A 20,084-nucleotide genomic window follows, 5' to 3' on the forward strand; every position below is an offset into this window, starting at 1 on the left:
GACTCCTGGTCCGCCGGGCGTCTCATCCCCCGGACTCCCGGTCCCGCCGGGCGTCCGACCCACCGGACACCGTGATCCACCCGACGCCCTGATCCACCCGACGGCGGAACCCCCGACGCCGGGCCACGGCCGAACCACGACACAAGGGATGTTCACCATGCAGTTCCGCAAGACCAGTGCGGCCCTCGCCGCGGTTCTGACCCTCTCTCTGGCGGCGACCGCCTGTGGCAACGGTGGCGACAAGGGCGCCAACGGCGACAAGATCACCATCGGCATCAAGTTCGACCAGCCGGGCATGGGTCTGAAGACGGCGGACGGCAAGTACACCGGCTTCGACGTCGACGTCGCCACGTACATCGCCAAGGAGCTGGGCTACAAGCCCGACCAGATCGAGTGGAAGCAGGCGCCGAGCGCCGAGCGCGAGAACCTGATCAAGAACGGTGACGTGAAGTTCGTCGTCGCCACCTACACGATCAACGACAAGCGCAAGGCGGTCGTCGACTTCGCCGGCCCGTACTTCCTCGCCCACCAGGACCTGCTGGTCCGGGCCGACGACAATTCGATCACCAAGGCGTCGGACCTCAACAACAAGAAGCTCTGCTCGGTCACCGGCTCGACCTCGGCGCAGAACGTCAAGGAGAAGCTGGCGCCGCAGGCGGACCTCCAGACGTTCGGCGGCTACTCCGAGTGCCTGACCGGCCTGGAGAACAAGGCGGTCGATGCCCTGACCACCGACGACTCCATCCTCGCGGGCTACGCCGCGCAGAAGGAGCACCAGGGCAAGTTCAAGCTGGCCGGTCTGAAGCTCAGCGACGAGCCCTACGGTGTGGGCCTGAAGAAGGGCGACAAGGAGCTCCGCGACAAGATCAACGCGGCGCTCGAGAAGATGAAGTCGGACGGCTCCTGGGACAAGTTCGTGAAGGCGAACCTCGGGCCCGCGAACTACAAGAACGAGCCGGCCCCGGCGATCACCGAGAAGTGAGCCGAAAGGCCGACTGAGCCCGCGCCGCGCGAGCGGCGACGGGACGCGCACCACCAGCAGCAGCGGTGAGACGCCGCCGGCCCCGGCCGGGGCCGGCGGCGTCCGCCACGATCCGACCAGGGGAGAGCGCGGGTCCACGTGTTCGACTTTCTAGACAATCCGCAGTACGACCTGCTCGGCGCCTTCTGGGTGACGGTCAAGCTCACCCTCTACTCTGCGCTCGGGTCCCTGATCTGGGGAACGCTGCTGGCCGGCATGCGCGTGAGCCCTGTCCCGCTGATGCGGGCCTTTGGCACCGCGTACGTCAACGTGGTCCGCAACACCCCCCTGACCATCGTCATCGTCGGTTGCTCCTTGGTGCTCAACCAGACGCTGGGGTTCGCGCTGGGCGGAGAGAACTTCGAGGACATCGGCTTCCGGATGGCGGTCCTCGGTCTGGTGGCCTACACCAGCACCTTCGTCGCCGAGGCACTGCGTTCCGGTATCAACACGGTGCCGGTCGGGCAGGCCGAGGCCGCGCGTGCACTAGGCCTGACCTTCTCTCAGGTGCTGAGGCTGATCGTGCTGCCGCAGGCGTTCCGCTCGGTGATCGCTCCGCTGGCCAACGTGCTGATCGCCCTGACGAAGAACACCACGGTCGCGGCGGCCATCGGTGTGGCTGAAGCAGCGAGCCTGATGAAGACCATGATCGAGAACGAGGCCGACGCGCTGTTCGCCGTCTTCGGCGTCTTCGCCCTCGGGTTCATCGTTCTCACCCTCCCCACCGGCCTGATCCTCGGCTGGGTGGCCAAGCGTGTGGCGGTGAAGCGATGACTTCCGTTCTGTACGACACTCCTGGCCCCAAGGCCAAGCGGCGGAACGTCCTCTACACCGTCGTCTTCCTCGCCGTCTTGGCGGCTGTCGGGTGGTGGGTCCTGTCCGTCATGGCGGAGAAGGACCAGCTGACGGCCGATAAGTGGAGCCCGTTCGTCACCGACAGCGCCGTCTGGACGACCTTCCTCCTGCCGGGTCTGGGCGAGACCCTCAAGGCCGCGGCGCTCGCCCTCGTCATCGCGCTTCCGCTGGGCGCCCTGCTGGGCATCGGGCGGCTGTCGGACCACACGTGGATCCGGGTGCCGGTAGGCGCTGTCGTGGAGTTCTTCCGCGCGATTCCGGTGCTCCTGATGATGGTGTTCGCCCACGCCGCCTTCGTGCAGTTCACCACCCTCGACTCCGAGGTGCGCCCGCTGTACGCGGTGGTGACGGGACTGGTCCTCTACAACGCCTCGGTCATCGCCGAGATCGTGCGCGCCGGCATCCTGTCCTTGCCGTACGGCCAGACCGACGCCGCCAAGGCGATCGGTATGCGCAAGGGCCAGATCATGGCGTACGTGCTGCTGCCGCAGGCGGTAACGGCGATGCTGCCCGCCTTGGTCAGCCAGCTCGTCGTCATCGTCAAGGACACTGCGCTGGGCGGTGCGATCCTCGGCCTGAACGAGCTGCTGTTCCAGATCCGCCCGATCACCGCCAACTACGGTGCCAACACGATCGCCGCATTCACCGTTGTCGCGCTCATCTACATCGTGGTGAACTTCGCGCTGACCTCGCTCGCGAGCTGGCTGGAGAGCAAGCTGCGGCGGCGGAAGAAGAGCACTGGCGCCACAGTCGACGTGACGGACATCGACACCGGCATGGGTGCCGGCGTCGCGACGGAGGTCGCGGGGCCCGAGCCCGGGAAGTAGCGCGCCGAGGTCGCGCGCAGGCGCCCGGCGGAGCGGTCGGGCTCGTACGGACGACATGAGGGAGCGGTGGCCGGCCGGCCACCGCTCCCTCGCGCGTATGCGCGCCACTGCCCCGTCACTTGACGCAAGCACCGGCAGTGGGTTGCATACGTTCTGTGATCACTCACCGGACTCCAGTCGCACGTTGTCGCGTTCTCCTCGGCGTTTCGCCCGTCACCGGAGTCACGCCGTGGATCCGGTGATCATCGTCGGCGCGGGGCCCGTCGGTCTCGCGCTCTCCCTCGCGCTCGCCGCGCAGGCAGTGCCGTCGGTCGTCCTGGACGAGGGGACCGGCAAGGACGAGTACCGCCCCGCGCGGACCGCCGTACTGCGGCCCGACACGGCCGCGTTCGTGGAACGCCTGGGCGGTGCCGCCGCGGTACGGGACGAGGGTGCCCGCTGGGACGGCTGGCGCTCGATGCGCCGCAAGCAGCTCGTACGGCACATCGCCTTCGCGGGGGTCGAGAACGCGCGCGACAGTGAGGTCCGCCCGTCCGGCGACGTGCGGGGCGGGGAGGCGTGGCGGGGCGTACGGGGTGAGGAGGCGGCCCCCCTCGACGACATGGCGGGCGGTGGGCCGGGCGGTGGTCCCGGTGGCGAGGACGGGCCGGTCTCGCCCCTGCACCTTCCGCAGCACGCGCTCACCCGCGCCCTGCGGGCCGCCATCGCGTCGCTGCCGGCGCGGGACCTGGTGCAGGTCGTGACGGACAGTCGGCTCGACGCGCTGGAGCAGGACGCGAGCGGTGTCACGGCGCACACGCGGGGGCCCGGGTCGACCTGGTGGCGCGGGAGCTACCTGGTCGGCTGCGACGGCGCCCGTTCGACGGTCCGAAAGCTGCTGGGCATCCGCTTCCCCGGGCGTACGGCCGTGGAACGTCACGCGGTCGCGATGCTCCGTACGGAACTCCCCTGGCCCGGCGAGGGGGTGTTGCACCGTCAGCCGCCGTGGCGGGGCGGGGGCGACGAGGTGACCGCCCGCCCCCTGCCGGACGGCGGCTGGCGCCTCGACTGGCTGCTGCCGCCGCGCGGTGAGCTGGTCACGCCGGACGCCCTGGTGTGGCGGATCCGCGAGACGCTGACGGGGTGGTGCGACGACACGCCCGTGTACGAGCTGATCGACACCGGCGTCTACACGCTGCACCACCGGCTCGCGCGGCGCTGGCGGGTGGACCGGGCGTTCCTGGCCGGGGACGCCGCGCACCTGCTGGGCGCCCTCGGCACGCAGGGCCTGGACGAGGGGTTGCGGGACGCCGAGAACCTGGCGTGGAAGCTGGCGCTCACCTGGCACCAGGGGCAGGGGCCTTCGGACGCGCTGCTGGACAGCTATCAGGCGGAGCGCCGGACGGCCGTCGCGGCACGCTTGAGGGCCGCGGACCAGTCGCTGCCCGTGCTGCGCGGCGGTGGCGGGCTGCGCTCGTACCTGCGGGGCGGTTCCCGTGGGCATGACGCGCTGCTGACCGACGGGCACGTGGGGCGCGGCCCGCTGGGGGCGCCGCCGTCGTACCCGCTGTCGCCGCTCGCGCCCGTCGAGGCGGAGGGCCATGTCGCCGTGGGCACCGCCTTCGGCGCGCCGGTGGCCGATGTACAGGTCACGGCGCCGGACGGGACAGCGGGGCGGCTACGGGACCGGCTGGGTCAGGGCCTGCTGGTGGTGCTGGTGGCCCCGGGCACGGGCGTGTGGGACCGCCGGCACTGGCGGACCGCGGGCGTGATGCCCCGGCTGGCTGAGGCGGTCGAGGGCCTGCCGCTGCGCGGCGAGCTCCTGGTGACCGAGGCGTACCCGGGCGCCCCCGCCCACACGGTCCTCCTGGTACGGCCCGACGGCCACCTGGCCGCAGCCTTCGCGGGCGTACGCCCGGTGGAACTGCACGCAGCGGCGGACGCGATCCGGGGCGGAGCCGTGGGCGAGCCGACCGACCCGGGCGACCCGTGCGACGACGCATCCGACGACGAGGCACAGGCACTGCGCACCGAGCACCGGGACGAGGCGGCCAAGGTCACCTGACGGCTGCGGAAGCGGCACTGGCGGTGCCTTCTGCGGAGGCCGCCCGCCCTGGGACCCACCGGCCCGTGGCCGACCGCGGACGGCTCGCGCCGGCGCATTGGGTGCCGGTGCACCTGTGTGCGGGTGCACCGGGCGCAGGCGCACCAGGTGCAGGCACGCCGGGCGCAGGCGCGCTGGTGGTGCGGCTGGGGCGTGGCCTCGGCAGGCGCAGCGCCGGGGGACCGCTTCTGCAGGCAGGCGGCGTGGAATTCGGCGCGGCAGCGCAGCTCGTGCCTACGGGGTCGGGGCTGCCATCTCTCGCCCCCAGCTGCCGGCCTCGGTCCCCCGCCTTCCTCCGTCTTCCGGCCCGTCGGCTCAGAAACCCTCGACGTCCAAGTCCTCGGTGTCCTCGCCCTCCTCCTCCAGTGCTCGTCTCACCACCCGCAGGGCCAGGCCCTCCGGGTAGCCCTTGCGGGCGAGCATGCCGGCCAGGCGGCGGAGGCGGCGGTCGCGGTCGAGGCCCCGGTGGAGCGCAGCTTGCGCTGGACGAGTTCGCGGGCCGTCGCCTCCTCCTGCTCGGGGTCGAGCTGGGCGACCGCCTCGTCGATCAGGGCCGAGTCGACCCCCTTGGTCCGCAGTTCCCTGGCGAGGGCACGGCGGGCCAGGCCCCGGCCGTGGTGCCGGGACTCCACCCACGCCCCGGCGAAGGCCGCGTCGTCGATCAGGCCGACGTCCTCGAAGCGGGACAGGACCTCATCGGCGACCTCGTCGGGGATTCCGCGTTTGCGCAGCGCGTCCGCGAGTTGCTTGCGGGTGCGCGGCATCCCGGTGAGCAGGCGCAGGCAGATCCCCCGCGCCTGCTCAGCCGGGTCCTGGGACGACAGCTCCTTCTCGGCCCTCGACGAGTCGGGGCTGTCGTCCGGCCATTCGGTGCGCCGGGCCATGGCCTAGCCCTTGGCTGCCGTGGCCTTGGTCGCCTTGGTGGCCTTGGTCGCCGGGGCCGGGACCGACTTGGCGGCCTCGTCCGTGGCCGCCGTGGCCGCGGCGTCCGCGCCCGGCTCGGCCGCCGGCGCGTCCGGCCGGACTCCGACGCCCAGCTTCTCCTTGATCTTCTTCTCGATCTCGTTGGCGAGGTCGGGGTTGTCCTTGAGGAAGTTCCGGGCGTTCTCCTTGCCCTGGCCCAGCTGATCGCCCTCGTACGTGTACCAGGCGCCCGCCTTGCGGATGAAGCCGTGCTCCACGCCCATGTCGATCAGGCCGCCCTCGCGGCTGATGCCCTCGCCGTAGAGGATGTCGAACTCGGCCTGCTTGAAGGGGGGCGCGACCTTGTTCTTGACGACCTTGCAGCGGGTGCGGTTGCCGACCGCCTCCGTGCCGTCCTTGAGGGTCTCGATACGGCGGATGTCGATGCGCACCGAGGCGTAGAACTTCAGCGCGCGGCCACCCGTCGTGGTCTCCGGCGAGCCGAACATCACGCCGATCTTCTCGCGGAGCTGGTTGATGAAGATCGCCGTGGTCTTGGACTGGTTCAGCGCGCTGGTGATCTTCCGGAGAGCCTGGCTCATCAGCCGGGCCTGGAGACCCACGTGCGAGTCGCCCATCTCGCCCTCGATCTCGGCGCGCGGCACGAGCGCGGCCACCGAGTCGATGACGATCAGGTCGAGCGCGCCGGAGCGGACCAGCATGTCGACGATCTCCAGGGCCTGCTCGCCGTTGTCCGGCTGCGACAGGATCAGGTTGTCGATGTCGACGCCGAGCTTCCTGGCGTACTCCGGGTCGAGGGCGTGCTCCGCGTCGACGAAGGCGACCTGTCCGCCGGCCTTCTGCGCGTTGGCCACGGCGTGCAGGGTCAGGGTCGTCTTACCGGAGGACTCCGGGCCGTAGATCTCCACCACACGGCCGCGCGGCAGGCCACCGACGCCGAGCGCCACGTCGAGCGCGGTCGAGCCGGTCGGGATGACCTCGATGGGCTCCTTCGACCGCTCGCCCATGCGCATCACTGCGCCCTTGCCGAACTGTCGTTCAATCTGTGCGAGCGCGGCGTCGAGCGCCTTCTCGCGGTCGGTTCCTGCCATGGGTTCCACCCGGTTTGCTTGAGTCGATCGCTTCACGTCAAAGACGCTAACCCCTGCCACTGACAACGCGCCCTGACGAGCCTCCGGCCTGTGGAAAACCACGGGTGAGCCCCGGTGAACCCCGGCCGCACACCCATGAGAATGGATGTTCGATTTTGGTGTCAAGCGAGCCACACCGGCACGCACCATCGGCGCGTGAGCAGCGCAGAGCATCCGCCTCAGGTGCGGCGGCGAGAGAGCTCGCGATGCACACCGATCCTGCCTTGGAGACACTTGATCTTGGATCTTGGAGGGCGACATCCAGGCACTACAGCCGTCCGCCCGCGTTCTGGGCGCACGTCCGGTTCGATCAGGTGACCCCTGCCCGCCCGACCCCCCGGCCGATCGACAGCGAGAGCCTCACCGGGCGGTAACGGCGCCGACAGGCGAGAACGTCAACCACGGGTCGCGGCTCGAGCGCCGACCATCTGGCGCCACCAGCTGCGATCCCGGCACCGAGGCGGATCGCGTCGCCGCAGCCCCGACTGCCCTGGCATGACAGTGCGAGCGGCATCACATCCATCGCCCCTGCCTCGATCCGACAAAGACAATCAGCGGCCCTCTCGTCGCCTGACCACCATCCCCCTGGTGTCGCCCTCAACGCCACCTCGCCCCACCACCGGACAAACCCACAGGACAGAGCCGCTCAGGTCACCCCTAGAAACTGCTCGATGAATTCCAGCCATCACACGGCCGGAATTCCCACACGAAACAAATTCGACGAATTCCCGCCATCGCCATGACCGAAATTTCCCCCTGCGAGTCATACCGGAATTGACTCTCTCATTTATTGGGCACCACGTCGCCCGTTTACCCATCCTCAGCCCCATGACGTGAGGCTCAAATAAACCTCAAAAGATTACCCTCGCGCTTGCCCGTCACCGCGATGCATGGAATCGTCACAGTCACACAAGGGACGGAAAGGCCCCCCGGACACAAGGGGAGGAAAGGACGGCATTCAACCAACCCTATGCCGCTTCTACGCTGCCGAATGACGTCCCAATCATTTACGCTGAGGAAGTAGGTGAAGAAAGTGCCGAAGAGCACTCGCATTCGATCTCTTACCAACCCGGCGCTTGGAGTGTTATTGGCCGGTGCCTTCTCGTTGGGCGCCGGGGGTACCGCGTCAGCTTCCGAAGTCGGCGCCACGGCGCGACCCACCGGTTGCCGCTATGAAGTCCCTGGATCCTGGGGGGCAGTCGCCTCCTGCAAGGACGACAACGGCGGCTCGTACCGAGCTCTCGCGATATGCAAGGACCCAGAGAGCGGGAAGACCCTCTGGTTCTATGGAACGTGGAGGCAGTCCGGCTTTTCCTACGCGTTCTGTCAAGGCTCGTCCCAAGCAGTCTCCGCAGGAATCGAGACATCCGTCCGCGACAATCGATAAAAATGACCCCCACTCAGTCGAGAAAGGATCAGCTGTGACGAAGAAGTTATGCGCGATGCTGTTCGCTGCCACAGTGACGGCGGTCATCGGATTCCAGGGTTCGGCTACCGCCGCCGCCACAGGGTGGCCGACCGGGTGTCAAGACTACAAGATCCCGATGGGTAACGGCTGGCAGGCCCATTGCAGTAACAGCAACGGAGGAAGGTACAAGGCGACCGTCAAGTGCGTACATTGGGACGGCCAGGTCATCCATCGCGATGCGGGAACTTGGGTCTCCAGCGGACCCTCCGTCGCCTTCTGCCCGCCGACTACCTTTGCCACGTCTGGCGGCGTCTGGACAAGGTCCTACTAACAAGCCGAACAAACAGGAGCCTTTCATCGCAACGTCCGGCGCTCTGATCACCTGCGAGCCGGGACAGCGGAAGCGGCGCCCCACCGGCCTTAATGATGGGGCGCCGCATCGGCTGCACAGCTATCGGTTCCAAGGTACCGAACGCCATTGCGTCAGCCCTCCGCCGCGACACGCGGCTTCGTTGTTCCCTGTTCTAGCGTACTAGACCTTCCTCCGCTCGGGGTCGCCCCGCTCGTGGATTCGGGAGCCGACTGCCATAGATCCCCGATCCGCGAACGTAAAGGCCTGCTTTCGCTCGCCGACTGGGAATACCACCGCACCGGTGCGGGTGCGGGCACATCTCACGCAGCAACTCAAACCGAATGACGCCAATACCCATGGCCATCCAGACACCGAAGCAGAAACGCAGAGAGGATCAGCATATCCCCTTTACCGTCCATTTTTGAGGAGCTTCACTCACGGTAATAGCACACCTCACTGGCGGAGGATTTGTGTGCTGCGGATATTTCGTCTGGGGCCTTGTTCTCAGCATCGAGCTGTTGAATCCTCCGTGTGCTCGCGTACTGGAAGACCTTGAAGCTATGGGCGACCGAGTGATTCCAGGTCGGCCGGCGTCGTCACACAGGGAGAGCGACTCAGCAATGCTCAGCCAGGGTTCTCCCCGGCTTGCGGACCTGGTGCACCGCCGCGACATCGCGGAGGCAGGCATCACGACTGCGATGAACTCGTATGATCTGGCGCTCCTCGTGACCGCTTATAAGGCACACCACGAGTTCCGTGACGCCGCACCGCACACGGCGCCGGGCGCCGTAGCACCGGCGGGCCGGTGCCCGAGCGTCGACCGCGGACGGTGCGGGGCCTCGACCGCGGGCCGGTGTGCGAGCCCCGGCCGTTGTCCGTGGTGGCGCCTATTCTTCCTGGCATGGTCCTCCCCTCCCTCGTCCGCCGCGGTCGCGTGCCGGTGCGGGCGGCCGATCTGCTCGTCACCGCCGGCGTGACGGTCTTCGTGGTGGGCTGGACAGTGGTGTCGATGGTGTCGGCGGAGCATGCCGAGTCCCTCCCCCGCACCCTGCTCGGCTGGGCGCTGATCGCCGTCGGCTGCGGGGCCCTCCTGCTACGGCGCGAGCGGCCGGTCGCCGTGGCCGTCGTCACCCTGCTGGCCTCGGGCGTCTACTACCCGACGAGCGCCTACGACGGCCCGCTGATGATCACGTTCGCGCTGGCCCTCTACACCGTCGCCGCCGAGGGCCGTTTCGTGGCCGCCGTCGCCCTGGCGGCCATCACCCTGGTCGCCGTCGGCCTCGGCGAGATCCGCCAGAGCCCGGGCAACCGCCAGATCGACGACACGTCCCTGGTCATGCTGGCCGGCTGGCTGATCAGCCTGGTCGCCGTCGGCCGCGCCCAGCGCACCCGCCTCGCCTACCTCCACGAGGTGGAGCAGCGCGCCCTCGCGGCCGAGCGGGAGCAGGAGGCCAGGGCCCTGCAGAGCGCCACCGAGGAGCGGCTGCGCATCGCCCGGGAACTCCACGACGTCCTCGGCCACAGCGTCTCCCTGATCAACGTCCAGTCCAGCGCCGCCCTGCACCGGCTGGGCAAGAAGCCCGAGCCCGCGCAGGCGCTCGCCACCGCCACGGAGACCCTGGAGGCCGTCAAGGCCACCAGCAAGGACGCCCTGCGCGAGCTGCGCGGGACACTGGGCGTCCTGCGCCAGGCCGACGAGGCCGCCCCCACCGCGCCCGTCTCCGGCCTCGACCGGCTCGGCGAGCTGGTCGAGCGGGCCCGCTCGACCGGGCTGGACGTCGACACGCGCACGGAGGGCATACCCCGGCCGCTGCCGCCGCCGCTGGACCTGGCCGCGTATCGGATCGTGCAGGAGTCGCTCACCAACGTGACCCGCCACGCCCGTGCCCGTGCGGCGCTCGTCACGCTCTCCTGGACCGACCGCGACCTGCGGCTGTGCATCGAGGACGACGGCGAGGGCGCACCCGACGAGCACGCGCCGGGCAGTGGCCTCCAGGGCATGGCCGAGCGCGCCAGGGCCTTCGGCGGCGAGCTGGCCGCCCACAACACCGCTCAGGGCTTCCGGGTCACCGCCCGGCTGCCGCTCACCGTCCCCGGGGGAACGCAATGATCCGCGTCGTGCTCGCCGACGACCAGACGCTCGTACGGGCCGGCTTCCGCTCCATCCTGAGCGACGAGCCCGACATCGAGGTCGTGGGCGAGGCCGCCGACGGCGAGCAGGCGCTCGTACTCGCCCGCGAACTGCGCCCGGACGTCGTGCTGATGGACATCCGCATGCCCGGACTCGACGGCCTGGAGGCGACCCGCGCCCTCACCGCCGACCCCCGGCTGGAGGGCGTGCGGGTCGTCATCCTCACCACCTTCGACGTCGACGACTACGTGTACGGCGCGCTGCGGGCCGGGGCGTCCGGCTTCCTGGTCAAGGACACGGAGCCGATGGAGTTGCTGCACGCCGTGCGTGTGGTGGCGCGCGGGGACGCCCTGATCGCCCCGGCGGTGACGCGCCGGCTGATCGCCGAGTTCGCCGGCCGCGGCAGGCGCCCCGATCCGAGCCCCCGGCTGAACGCCCTGACCGAGCGGGAGCGCGAGGTGATGGGCCTGGTGGGCGCCGGTCTGTCGAACGACGAGATCGCCCGGCGGCTGGTCCTCTCGCCCGCGACCGCCAAGACGCACGTCAGCCGCATCATGACCAAGCTGGACGTCCGCGACCGGGCGCAGCTGGTGATCCTGGCGTACGAGTCGGGAATGATCACTCCCGGCTGGCTCGCGTAGCAGCCCTGAGCGGCGGACGGTCGCACGGACCGCCGGGCCGGAAGCCGAGCCGGCCGTCGGAACCGAGCCGAGCGGGTCGTGAGAGCGGAACCGAGCGGGCCAGGAGAACGGAGCCGAGCGACCCTGAGAGACGTACCGCGTCCCCCTAGGGGACAGGCACGGTCGCCCGCAACCCCGGCTGTACGCGCGCGTGGAGGGGCGCAACCCGGGCGGTAGGGCCACTGACCGCCCCGGGCCGATGTCCCGTCGGCAGCCGTACGCCGACGCTGACGGCGTGAGTCCAGACGCCTCAGAAGTCCTCGATCTCGCGCGGCTGCAGTTCGCGCTCACCGCCGGCGGGCACTTCCTCTTCGTCGCCCTGACGCTCGGCCTCGCGACCGTCGTCGCCGGCCTCCAGACGAAGGCCACGATCAGCGGAAAGCCCCTCGACGCACGCCTGGTGCGCTTCTGGGGACAGCTGTACGTGATCAACTACGCGGTCGGGATCGTGACCGGCCTCGTGATGGAGTTCCAGTTCGGGCTCTCGTGGAGCGGACTGACGCACTACGCGGGCAATGTCTTCGGGGCCTCCCTGGCGATCGAGACGATCGTCGCGTTCTTCGTCGAGTCGACGTTCCTGGGCTTGTGGATCTTCGGCTGGAACCGGCTGAACCGCTGGGCGCACCTGGCGACGATCTGGGTCGTCACGCTCACGGCGTACCTCTCGGCGTACTGGATCCTCGTCTCCAACGGCTTCCTCAACCATCCCGTGGGCCACCGGGTCGAGGGCGGACGGCTGGTCCTGGACGATCCGGTCGCGCTGCTCACCAACCCCAGCGCCCTGCCGGCCTTCGGGCACGTCGTGGGCGGTGCGCTGGTGACCGCAGGGTTCTTCATGGCTGCCGTCGGCGCGTACCACCTGTTCCGGCGGTCGCCCGAGTGGCGGTTCTTCGGCCGGAGCCTGCGCATCGGCGTCTTCCTGGCCTTCCCCGCGCTGTTGTTCACGGCGGTGCTCGGCGGCGTCCAGCTGTCGAGCATCGCCACCCTCCAGCCGATGAAGTCGGCGGTCTTCCGGCAGGAGACGGCGGAAATCGCCCGTCTCCAGGCGGAGATGACCGCGCTGTTCGGTCCGGGCGACTACGTCCCATCCGAGACGTGGACCCGCGGGGGCGCGCTGGTGATGCTGATCGCCTTCGCGCTGATGCTGTACCTCGCGTTCGCCGGATGCGTGCTGGCCTGCTTCCGGACGACCGTGTACCGCTTCCGGCTCTGGCATGTCGCGCTGATCGCCGCGGTGCCGCTGCCGTACGTCGCGATGATCAGCGGCTGGGTCTTCCGGGAAGCCGGCCGTCAGCCCTGGGTGGTGCACGGGCTGCTGAAGACCGAGGACGCGGTCTCCTCCCTCTCCCCGGCCGCGATGCGGACCTCCCTGGTGGTGTTCACGTCCCTGTTCGCCGTGCTCGCCGTCGTCAACGCCTGGCTGTTGATACGGCACGCCCGCCGCGGCCCCGACGCCGTGGCGCTCGGCCGCGACGCCGTGGCACTCGACCCCGACGCCGTGGCGCTCGGCCGCGACGGCCGGGCCGGGCCGCCGGAGGGCGACGCCTCCACCTCCGCCGACGCCCCGCATCCGGCCCCGCGCTACTGACTGATCGTTCCTGAGGAGGAGCCCCGTGGAAACCCTGGCCATCGCCCTGCTCGGCTTCTTCGCCGTCGGCTACTTCGTGCTGGGCGGCGCGGACATCGGCACCGGGATGCTCCTGCCCCACCTGGGCCGCGACGAGCGTGAACGCCGCCTGGTCATCGCCGCGTTCGCGCCGTTCTTCCTGGGCAACGAGGTGTGGCTGGTCGCCACCGCCGGGCTGCTCGTGGGCTGCTTCCCGGACCTGGAGGGCGAGTTGCTGAGCGGGCACGCCCGGGTCGTGGTCCCGTTGCTCGCCGGATGGGTCGTACGGGACACCGGCCTGTGGCTGCGCGGACGCGTGACGGGCCGGGGCGGCCGTGCGTGGCGCGCGGTGTGCGACGGCGCCGTGGTGTGCGGGAGCTGGACGGTCGCGCTGTCCTGGGGCGGGCTGCTCGCCGGCGTGGTGACGGGCGCCCCCGCCACGCCCGCCGCTTGGGCGGTGACGCTCCTCGTGGCGGCCGCCGTGGCCGTGCTGCTCGCCGCGCACGGGCTCGGGTTCGCGGCGCTGCGGCTCACGGGCCTCCCGTACGAACGGGCCCTCCGGCTGGTCGGGCGCAGCGGCTCCCGGCAGTCGTTCGCGCTCACCGCCGCCCTGATGGCGGCGCTGCCGCTTCTCGCCGGGCTGTCCCTGCCGCTGGCCGCGTCGGCCGCCGACGGCGCGACGCTCGCGTTCCTCGTGCCACCGCTGCTGGTGCTCACACCGCTGCTCGTCGCCGCCCAGGTCTGGACGTGGCGGACCTTCCGCCACCGCGTGACCGGGCCCTCGTACCTCTGAGCTGCACGCCCTGCGCCCATCCACCCGCGTCCTTCGCGGCATTCCCTCACCGATACGCGGCATCCCCTCACCGAAAGGAAGCCCATCATGTCCACACCCATGGCGAAACCCACCGAACGCGCCCCCGGGCGCGCCCGGCGCGGAAGCGTCTTCGAGCGCCTGGCCGCCTTGTCGTTCCGCCGTCGCCGGCTGGCGCTGCTGCTGTGGGTGGTGCTGGTCGCCGGCATCACCGCGGCCTCGTCGGCCGTCGGCAGCGCGTACCACAACGACTTCGCGCTGCCCGGCACCGACGCCCAGCAGGCCCGTACGGTGCTGGAGCGGCACGGTTCGGCGCAGGCGGGCGCCTCCGTACAGGTCGTCGTGCGCGACGAGGGCCACGAGGACGGTGTCCGGGACGCCGCCGTGCGCGAGCGCGTCGAGTCGCTGCTCGGCACGGTCTCCGAGCTGCCCAGCGTGACCGGGGTCCGCAGCCCGTACGACGACGGGGCCGCGGTGTCCCGTGACGGCACCGTCGCCTACGCCACCGTGACCCTCGACGGGGCGGCGGAGGACGTCCCCGAGAAGGACGTACGGAAGATCATCGACACCGTCCGGTCGGCGGCCGGGGACGGGCTGGCGACGGCCGTCGGCGGTGACGCGGCGCGCGGCGCCGAGGAGGGCGGTGGCGGCGCCGCCGAAGGCGCGGGGATCCTCGGCGCGCTGGTGATCCTGGTGTTCCTGTTCGGGTCGCTCGTGGCTGCCTGCCTGCCGGTCGTGACGGCGCTGTTCGCGGTCGGCGGCTCGGTCGCCCTCATCGCCCTCGCCTCGCACCTCGCGAACGTCGCCGACTTCACCCCGCCCGTCATGATGCTGGTGGGCCTCGGCGTCGGGATCGACTACGCCCTGCTGATCTTCTCCCGGTACCGCGGGGAGCTGCTGAAGGGCGCCGAGCCGGAGCGGGCCACGCGCGTCGCGCTGGACGCCGCGGGCCGGACGGTCTTCTTCGCGGGCTGGACCGTGATCATCGCGCTGATGGGTCTGGTGGCGCTGGGCCTCGGCTCCCTCCAAGGCGTCGCACTGGCCGTCGCGCTGACCGTGCTGGTCACCATGGCCGCCTCGCTGACCCTGCTGCCCGCGCTGCTGGGTGTTTTCGGGGCGCGTATCGCCCGCCAGGTGGCCCGGCGCGCGGGGCGACGCGGCGGACGGGCCGAGGGCGCCGGCTGGCGGCGCTGGGCGGCGGGGGTGCAGCGCCGTCCGTGGGCGGCGCTGGTGGTGTCCTTCGTGGCGCTGGGCGGGCTCGCCGCTCCGGCGCTCGACATGCGCCTGGGCTTCGCGGACGCGGGCAACGACCCGGCGGCGAAGTCGAGCCGGCGGGCGTACGACATGCTCGCCGAGGGGTTCGGTCCGGGCTTCAACGGCCCGCTGATCGTCGTCGCCGACGGTGGCAGCGGCACCGGCGGTACCGATGACAGCCCGAGCACGGGTGGCACGGGCGGTGGCGGTGACGCCGGTACGGGCGTGGGCGCGGCCGTTCGGCAGGCGCTGGCCGCCGCCCCGGGCATCGCCGCGGTGAGCCCGCCCATCCCGGTCGGGGAGGGCGGTGCCGTGTCGACGGTCATCGCGTACCCGGACTCGGCGCCGCAGGCCGAGGAGACGTCGGAGCTGGTCGAACGGCTGCGGACGGAGGTGCTGCCGCCGGTGGAGCGGAAGACCGGTGCGGATGTGCTGGTCGGCGGTCCGACCGCGGCCACGGAGGACTTCGCCGCCACGGTCGCCGGGCGGATGCCGCTCTTCGTGGCGATCGTCGTGGGGTTGTCGGCACTGCTGCTGCTCGTGGTGTTCCGCTCGGTGCTGATCCCGCTGAAGGCGGCCCTGCTGAACCTCGTGAGCATCGGGGCGGCGCTCGGGGTGATCACCCTGGTGTTCCAGTACGGCTGGTTCGGCGTGGAGGGCGGGCCGATCGAGGCGTTCATCCCGGTCATGATCTTCGCGATCGTCTTCGGGCTCTCGATGGACTACGAGGTGTTCCTGCTGTCCCGGATCCACGAGGAGTGGGAGCGCACCAAGGACCCTCAGGAAGCGGTACGGGAGGGGCTGGCCGCGACCGGGAAGGTCATCACGGCCGCCGCGGCCATCATGATCGTGGTGTTCGCCGCGTTCATGTTCAGCTCGGACCGGATGCTCCAGCAGTTCGGGCTCGGGCTGGCCGTGGCCATCCTGCTGGACGCGGTCGTCATCCGCTGCCTGATCGTCCCGGCGGTGATGCGGGTGCTGGGCCGGCGCGCCTGGTGGATGCCGCGCCGGCTGGCGGCGGCGCTGCCGAGGGTCCGGCTCGAACACGACTGAGCCGGACCGGCTTCGGGATCGGCGGACCCCCGTATCTGAGGGCCCCTGGGATCAGAGGGACGACGGGATCGGGCGACCACGGGATCGGGCGGACCACGGGATCAGCGGACCCGGGGATCAGTCCGTGTGGTTCGGGGTCGGGCCTGTCTGGTCCGGGGTCGGGCCCGTCTGGTCCCGCCCCGCGCGCAGCGACCGCTGGAGGCGCGCGAGGATCATCTCGCCGTGCCTCCGGTGGCCGTGGACGCGCGGGTCCTCGGCCACGTCGTACCGCTTCACATAGGCGCCGAGGAACGCCTGGAGCGTCGCCACCGCCGGGATGGCGATCAGCGCGCCGACCGCGCCGAGGAGCGCGGTGCCCGCGACGACGGACCCGAACGCCACCGCGGGGTGGATGTCGACGGTCCTGGCCGTGAGCTTCGGCTGGAGGACGTAGTTCTCGAACTGCTGGTACACGACGACGAACGCGAGCACCCACAGCGCGTACCAGGGCGACACCGTGAAGGCGATGAGCATCGGCAGCGCGCCCGCCAGGTACGTCCCGATGGTGGGCAGGAACTGCGAGACGAGCCCCACCCACACGGCGAGGGCCGGGGCGTACGGCACGCCCAGGAACTGCAGCAGGACGTAGTGGGCGATGCCGGAGATGAGCGCCATGAGGCCGCGCGAGTACAGGTAGCCGCCCGTCTTGTCGACGGCGATCTCCCAGGCGCGCAGCACCTCGGCCTGCTTCGCGGGCGGCAGCACGGAGCACAGGGCCCGCCGCAGCCGCGGCCCGTCCGCCGCGAAGTAGAACGAGAAGAGGAAGATCGTCAGCAGCTTGAACAGCCCGCCCAGGACGGTCGCGGACACGTCGAGCACCCCGCTCGCGCTGTTCTCCACGTATGACCGCAGCCAGTCGGAGCGCAGCAGGCTGTCCTGGACGGCGACCCGGGACAGCTTGGTGTCGAAGGTCTGATTGATCCAATTGATCAGCGCGTCGAGGTACTTGGGGAGGTCCTCCACCATGTCGACGATCTGGCCCGCGAGCATCGACCCGAGCAGTACGACGAAACCGACGCTCGCCACCAGGACGACGAGGAACACCAGGAACGTGGCCACTCCCCGGCGCATGCCACGGGCGGCCATGCGTCCGACGGCCGGCTCCACGGCCAGCGCCAGGAAGAACGCGATGAGGATGTTGATCAGCAGCCCGATGAGCTGGTGGAACGCCCAGCTGCCCAGTTGGAAGCAGGCGTAGAGGGCCAGCGCGAGGGCCATGGCCTTGGGCAGCCAGCGCGGCATACGGGCCGCCGGCGCACCGACTCCGGCGGGCGCGGCCGCCGGCGCACCGGCCGGCTCGGCGGGCGCGTCGCCGGCCGCGCCGCCAGTGGTGGTGTCGGGGGTGTTCGGAGGTTCGTCGGTCGTCGGGGTCTCGTCAGTCGGGGCCACGGGGCAAGTGTCGCGCACGGCTGTGACAACCGGTCGTGCGCCCTCGTCGTCACAGCAGGCGGGCTCTCGTCGTCACCGTGGACGGGCTCTCGTCGTCACCGCGGACGGGCCCTGGTCGTCACCGCGGACGGGCTCTCGTCGTCATCGCGGGGCGGTGCGGCTCACCGCTTCTCGGCGGGGATGTCCACGGCGGCACACACGGCCCGCCACACGTCCTTGGCCTCCCAGCCCGCGTCCAGCGCCTCGTGCACTGTCCGGCCGCCCAGTTCGGACATCACGTGATCGCGGGCGAAGGACTCGGCGTACGTGTCGCCGAAGTGGTCCGCCATCCGCTCCCAGAAAATCGTCAACCGCATGCGTCCAGTATCCCGCCCCTGAGAGTGCAGCCCGGTCCCGGCCGCTTGCCGAAAGCCCTTTCCGCCCTACGGTCGAAACATGGGTCCAAATATGGCTGGAACTCCACTCTCGCGCGCCGAGCACTTCATCTGGCTGACGGCCCGCGTGCTCGAACAGCGCCGCTTCGCGTACCACTTCCTGGGCGGCGGTGCCGACGCCGTCGAGACCGCCCTGGCCGCGTACGCCAACGAGGACGGCGGCTACGGGCACGCCCTGGAGCCCGACGTACGGGGTCCCGTCAGCCAGCCGCTGCCCACCGCCCACGCGTTGCGGGTGCTCGACTCGATCGGCAGGTGCGGCGGGCTGCGCGTGGAGCGCGTGTGCCGGTACCTGACCGTGGTGTCCACGCACGACGGCGCCCTCCCGGCGCTGCACCCGTCGGTGCGCGGCTACCCGGTCGCACCGTTCGTCCCCGTCGTGGACGACCCGCCGAGCGAGCTGCTGGCGACCGGTCCGGTGGTCGGGCTGCTGCACCGCAACCAGGTGTGGCACGCCTGGCTGTTCCGCGCCACCGACTTCTGCTGGGCGGCCGTGGAGGCCATCGGGCGGTCGCAGAAGTCGCATCCGTACGAGATCGAGGCGGCCGTGGCGTTCCTGGACGGCGTCCCGGACCGCACCCGGGCGGAGGCCGCCGCCGACCGGCTGGGCCGGCTGGTGCGCGAGCAGCGGCTGGCCGTCCTGGAGCCGGAGCGGACCGAGGACTATCCGGTCGCCCCGGGGTACGCGCCGGGCGAGTACCACTTTCCGCACGACTACGCGCGCGTGCCGGACTCGCTCGCCCGGCGCTGGTTCACCGACGAGGAGATGGCCCGTTCCCTGGACCACCTGGCCGCCGAGCAGGAGGAGGACGGCGGCTGGCCCGTCAACTGGCGTCAGTGGGCCCCGGGCACGGCTCTGGAGGCCCGGCCCATCATGACGATCGAGGCGCTGCGGACGCTGCGGGCGCATGGGCGGGCGATCGGCTGAGGGCGGGAGCGGGGCGGCGCCGTGGCGGAGCCCGGAGCCGACCGGGGCGCCGCCCCAGGACCCCGGCTCCCTCTCCCTCCCCCGCCGACGGATTTCAGCCGCCCAACGCCCGGACCCCGGCCGTGACGACCACCGCGGCGGCGACCACCACCAGGAACGGTGCGCGCAGGACGAGGGCGAGCGCCGCCGCCCCGACCCCCGCGGCGCGGGCGTCCAGCACGAGCGCGCCGTTCGCGCCGAAGGTCTGCTGCGCGGTCAGGGCGGCCAGCAACGCGACGGGCAGCAGGGCCGACAGGCGCTGCACGAGGGGCCGCTCCAGGGCGTCGGCGGGGACCAGGAGGCCGCCGAGCTTCAGGAGGTAACAGCCGGCGACGGTCAGGCCGACGGCGATCCAGGCGTCGGTGGTGTTCATCGCGTGACCGTCCCTTCCCTGCGGCCGCGCAGCCACAGCACCACGGGTGCGGCGAGCGCCGCGACCAGCACCGGTACGCCGGCGGGGAGCACGGGAAAGGCTCCGAGCCCCAGGAGGACCGCGAGGGCGGCGACGGCCCGCTCGGTCGCCGTGCGCAGCATGGGGGCGAGGAGGGCGAGGAATACGGCGGGCCCGGCGGCGTCGAGGCCCCACGCGCCGGTGTCCCCGATGGCCTCTGCGCCCACGGCGCCCAGGAGGGTGGTCAGGTTCCACAGGACGTACAGGGTCAGGCCCGTGACCGTGAAGCCGATGCGGGCGGCCCGTCGCGTCGGCTGGGCGAGGGAGACGGCCGCCGTCTCGTCGATGACCCAGTGCGCGGCCAGCGGGCGCACGGCCCGCGGGAGGGCCAGGAGCTGGGACAGGCGGAGCCCGTAGAAGGCGTTGCGCGTTCCCAGGAAGAAGGCGCCCGCGGCGGCGGTGAACGGGTTGCCGCCGCCCGCGAGCGCACCGACGAGCGCGAACTGCGAGGCGCCCGTGAAGACGAGCAGGCTGAGCACGCAGGTCTGGAGCAGCCCGAGGCCGGCGCCGACGGACGTCACGCCGAACGCGAAGCCGGAGAGGCCGACGGCGATGCCGACGCCGAGCGCGTCGCGGACGACGGCCCGGTCGGTCTTCGGTTCCGGGGGAGCCGTGTTCGCCCCGGTCGTGGAGGGGGTTGCTGTCTGTTCTGGCACGTCGGGAACGCTA

At 71.1% G+C, this 20,084-nt stretch carries 15 protein-coding genes and 1 pseudogene; 10 read left to right on the plus strand and 6 right to left on the minus strand.

What is annotated here, in order from left to right:
• The first annotated feature begins 157 nt into the window (after positions 1-157).
• The 4 genes from ABEB09_RS07525 to ABEB09_RS07540 all read left to right on the plus strand — a co-directional run bounded on the left by ABEB09_RS07525 (position 158) and on the right by ABEB09_RS07540 (position 4,747).
• On the plus strand, positions 158-982 hold the full coding sequence (locus tag ABEB09_RS07525; RefSeq protein ID WP_345688347.1) for a glutamate ABC transporter substrate-binding protein: 825 nt from the start codon (positions 158-160) through the stop codon (positions 980-982).
• Between the two features lie 138 nt (positions 983-1,120).
• Positions 1,121-1,795 carry an amino acid ABC transporter permease gene (locus tag ABEB09_RS07530; protein WP_345688349.1) on the plus strand — a complete coding sequence of 225 codons (675 nt, stop codon included), beginning with the start codon at positions 1,121-1,123 and terminating at the stop codon, positions 1,793-1,795.
• Positions 1,792-2,703 (plus strand): amino acid ABC transporter permease, encoded by a 912-nt coding sequence (locus tag ABEB09_RS07535; RefSeq protein ID WP_345688351.1) that lies wholly within the window; start codon positions 1,792-1,794, stop codon positions 2,701-2,703. The genes ABEB09_RS07530 and ABEB09_RS07535 overlap by 4 nt, the downstream gene beginning before the upstream one ends.
• Positions 2,704-2,932: 229 nt before the next feature.
• The gene (locus tag ABEB09_RS07540; RefSeq protein ID WP_345688353.1) at positions 2,933-4,747 is read left to right on the plus strand and encodes an FAD-dependent monooxygenase; all 1,815 of its coding nucleotides are present in this window, start codon (positions 2,933-2,935) and stop codon (positions 4,745-4,747) included.
• Positions 4,748-5,101: 354 nt separating this feature from the next.
• Here the strand turns inward: ABEB09_RS07540 and recX are convergent.
• Positions 5,102-5,670 (minus strand): annotated as a pseudogene (gene recX / locus ABEB09_RS07545) (recombination regulator RecX).
• 3 nt (positions 5,671-5,673) lie between these two features.
• Complete coding sequence (gene recA, locus ABEB09_RS07550) at positions 5,674-6,801, minus strand: recombinase RecA (protein WP_345688355.1); 1,128 nt, start codon at positions 6,799-6,801, stop codon at positions 5,674-5,676.
• Between the two features lie 2,700 nt (positions 6,802-9,501).
• Here recA and ABEB09_RS07555 point away from each other — a divergent pair.
• From ABEB09_RS07555 to ABEB09_RS07575, 5 genes are all read left to right on the plus strand, one after another.
• Complete coding sequence (locus ABEB09_RS07555; protein WP_345688357.1) at positions 9,502-10,710, plus strand: sensor histidine kinase; 1,209 nt, start codon at positions 9,502-9,504, stop codon at positions 10,708-10,710.
• Entirely contained in the window at positions 10,707-11,372 is a 666-nt protein-coding gene (locus tag ABEB09_RS07560) for a response regulator (protein WP_345688359.1), read from the plus strand. The genes ABEB09_RS07555 and ABEB09_RS07560 overlap by 4 nt, the downstream gene beginning before the upstream one ends.
• 274 nt (positions 11,373-11,646) lie before the next feature.
• Positions 11,647-12,999, plus strand: coding sequence for a cytochrome ubiquinol oxidase subunit I (locus tag ABEB09_RS07565; RefSeq protein ID WP_345688361.1), 1,353 nt, complete (start codon positions 11,647-11,649; stop codon positions 12,997-12,999).
• A gap of 25 nt (positions 13,000-13,024) precedes the next feature.
• Positions 13,025-13,810, plus strand: coding sequence for a cytochrome d ubiquinol oxidase subunit II (locus ABEB09_RS07570; RefSeq protein WP_345688363.1), 786 nt, complete (start codon positions 13,025-13,027; stop codon positions 13,808-13,810).
• Between the two features lie 99 nt (positions 13,811-13,909).
• Positions 13,910-16,135: an MMPL family transporter gene (locus ABEB09_RS07575; protein ID WP_345693869.1), complete on the plus strand. Its 2,226-nt coding sequence runs from the start codon at positions 13,910-13,912 to the stop codon at positions 16,133-16,135.
• A 117-nt stretch (positions 16,136-16,252) separates the two neighbouring features.
• Here the strand turns inward: ABEB09_RS07575 and ABEB09_RS07580 are convergent, their stop codons facing one another.
• Together ABEB09_RS07580 and ABEB09_RS07585 are read right to left on the minus strand one after the other, a co-directional pair.
• On the minus strand, positions 16,253-17,563 hold the full coding sequence (locus ABEB09_RS07580; RefSeq protein WP_345688365.1) for an AI-2E family transporter: 1,311 nt from the start codon (positions 17,561-17,563) through the stop codon (positions 16,253-16,255).
• Between the two features lie 161 nt (positions 17,564-17,724).
• On the minus strand, positions 17,725-17,919 hold the full coding sequence (locus ABEB09_RS07585) for a DUF3046 domain-containing protein (protein WP_345688367.1): 195 nt from the start codon (positions 17,917-17,919) through the stop codon (positions 17,725-17,727).
• A gap of 91 nt (positions 17,920-18,010) precedes the next feature.
• On the opposite strand from ABEB09_RS07585, the gene ABEB09_RS07590 reads away from it, so the two are divergent.
• Positions 18,011-18,925, plus strand: a complete 915-nt coding sequence (locus tag ABEB09_RS07590) for a hypothetical protein (RefSeq protein WP_345688369.1) — start codon at positions 18,011-18,013, stop codon at positions 18,923-18,925.
• 94 nt (positions 18,926-19,019) lie between these two features.
• Here ABEB09_RS07590 and ABEB09_RS07595 read toward each other — a convergent pair whose 3' ends face one another.
• Together ABEB09_RS07595 and ABEB09_RS07600 are read right to left on the minus strand one after the other, a co-directional pair.
• Positions 19,020-19,337: an AzlD domain-containing protein gene (locus tag ABEB09_RS07595; RefSeq protein WP_345688371.1), complete on the minus strand. Its 318-nt coding sequence runs from the start codon at positions 19,335-19,337 to the stop codon at positions 19,020-19,022.
• The gene (locus ABEB09_RS07600) at positions 19,334-20,071 is read right to left on the minus strand and encodes an AzlC family ABC transporter permease (RefSeq protein ID WP_345688373.1); all 738 of its coding nucleotides are present in this window, start codon (positions 20,069-20,071) and stop codon (positions 19,334-19,336) included. Before ABEB09_RS07600 ends, ABEB09_RS07595 begins: the two co-directional genes overlap by 4 nt.
• Between the last annotated feature and the right edge of the window lie 13 nt (positions 20,072-20,084).

It is taken from the genome of Streptomyces coeruleoprunus (assembly GCF_039542925.1).
GTDB lineage: Bacteria > Actinomycetota > Actinomycetes > Streptomycetales > Streptomycetaceae > Streptomyces > Streptomyces coeruleoprunus.

Bases quoted from the DNA above. Each gene is read 5' to 3' on its own strand.
- ABEB09_RS07525 (WP_345688347.1), top strand. From the start codon at position 158: ATGCAGTTCCGCAAGACCAGTGCGGCCCTCGCCGCGGTTCTGACCCTC.
- ABEB09_RS07535 (WP_345688351.1), top strand. From the start codon at position 1,792: ATGACTTCCGTTCTGTACGACACTCCTGGCCCCAAGGCCAAGCGGCGG.
- recA (WP_345688355.1), bottom strand. From the start codon at position 6,801: ATGGCAGGAACCGACCGCGAGAAGGCGCTCGACGCCGCGCTCGCACAG.
- ABEB09_RS07555 (WP_345688357.1), top strand. From the start codon at position 9,502: ATGGTCCTCCCCTCCCTCGTCCGCCGCGGTCGCGTGCCGGTGCGGGCG.
- ABEB09_RS07560 (WP_345688359.1), top strand. From the start codon at position 10,707: ATGATCCGCGTCGTGCTCGCCGACGACCAGACGCTCGTACGGGCCGGC.
- ABEB09_RS07575 (WP_345693869.1), top strand. From the start codon at position 13,910: ATGGCGAAACCCACCGAACGCGCCCCCGGGCGCGCCCGGCGCGGAAGC.
- ABEB09_RS07585 (WP_345688367.1), bottom strand. From the start codon at position 17,919: ATGCGGTTGACGATTTTCTGGGAGCGGATGGCGGACCACTTCGGCGAC.
- ABEB09_RS07590 (WP_345688369.1), top strand. From the start codon at position 18,011: ATGGCTGGAACTCCACTCTCGCGCGCCGAGCACTTCATCTGGCTGACG.
- ABEB09_RS07595 (WP_345688371.1), bottom strand. From the start codon at position 19,337: ATGAACACCACCGACGCCTGGATCGCCGTCGGCCTGACCGTCGCCGGC.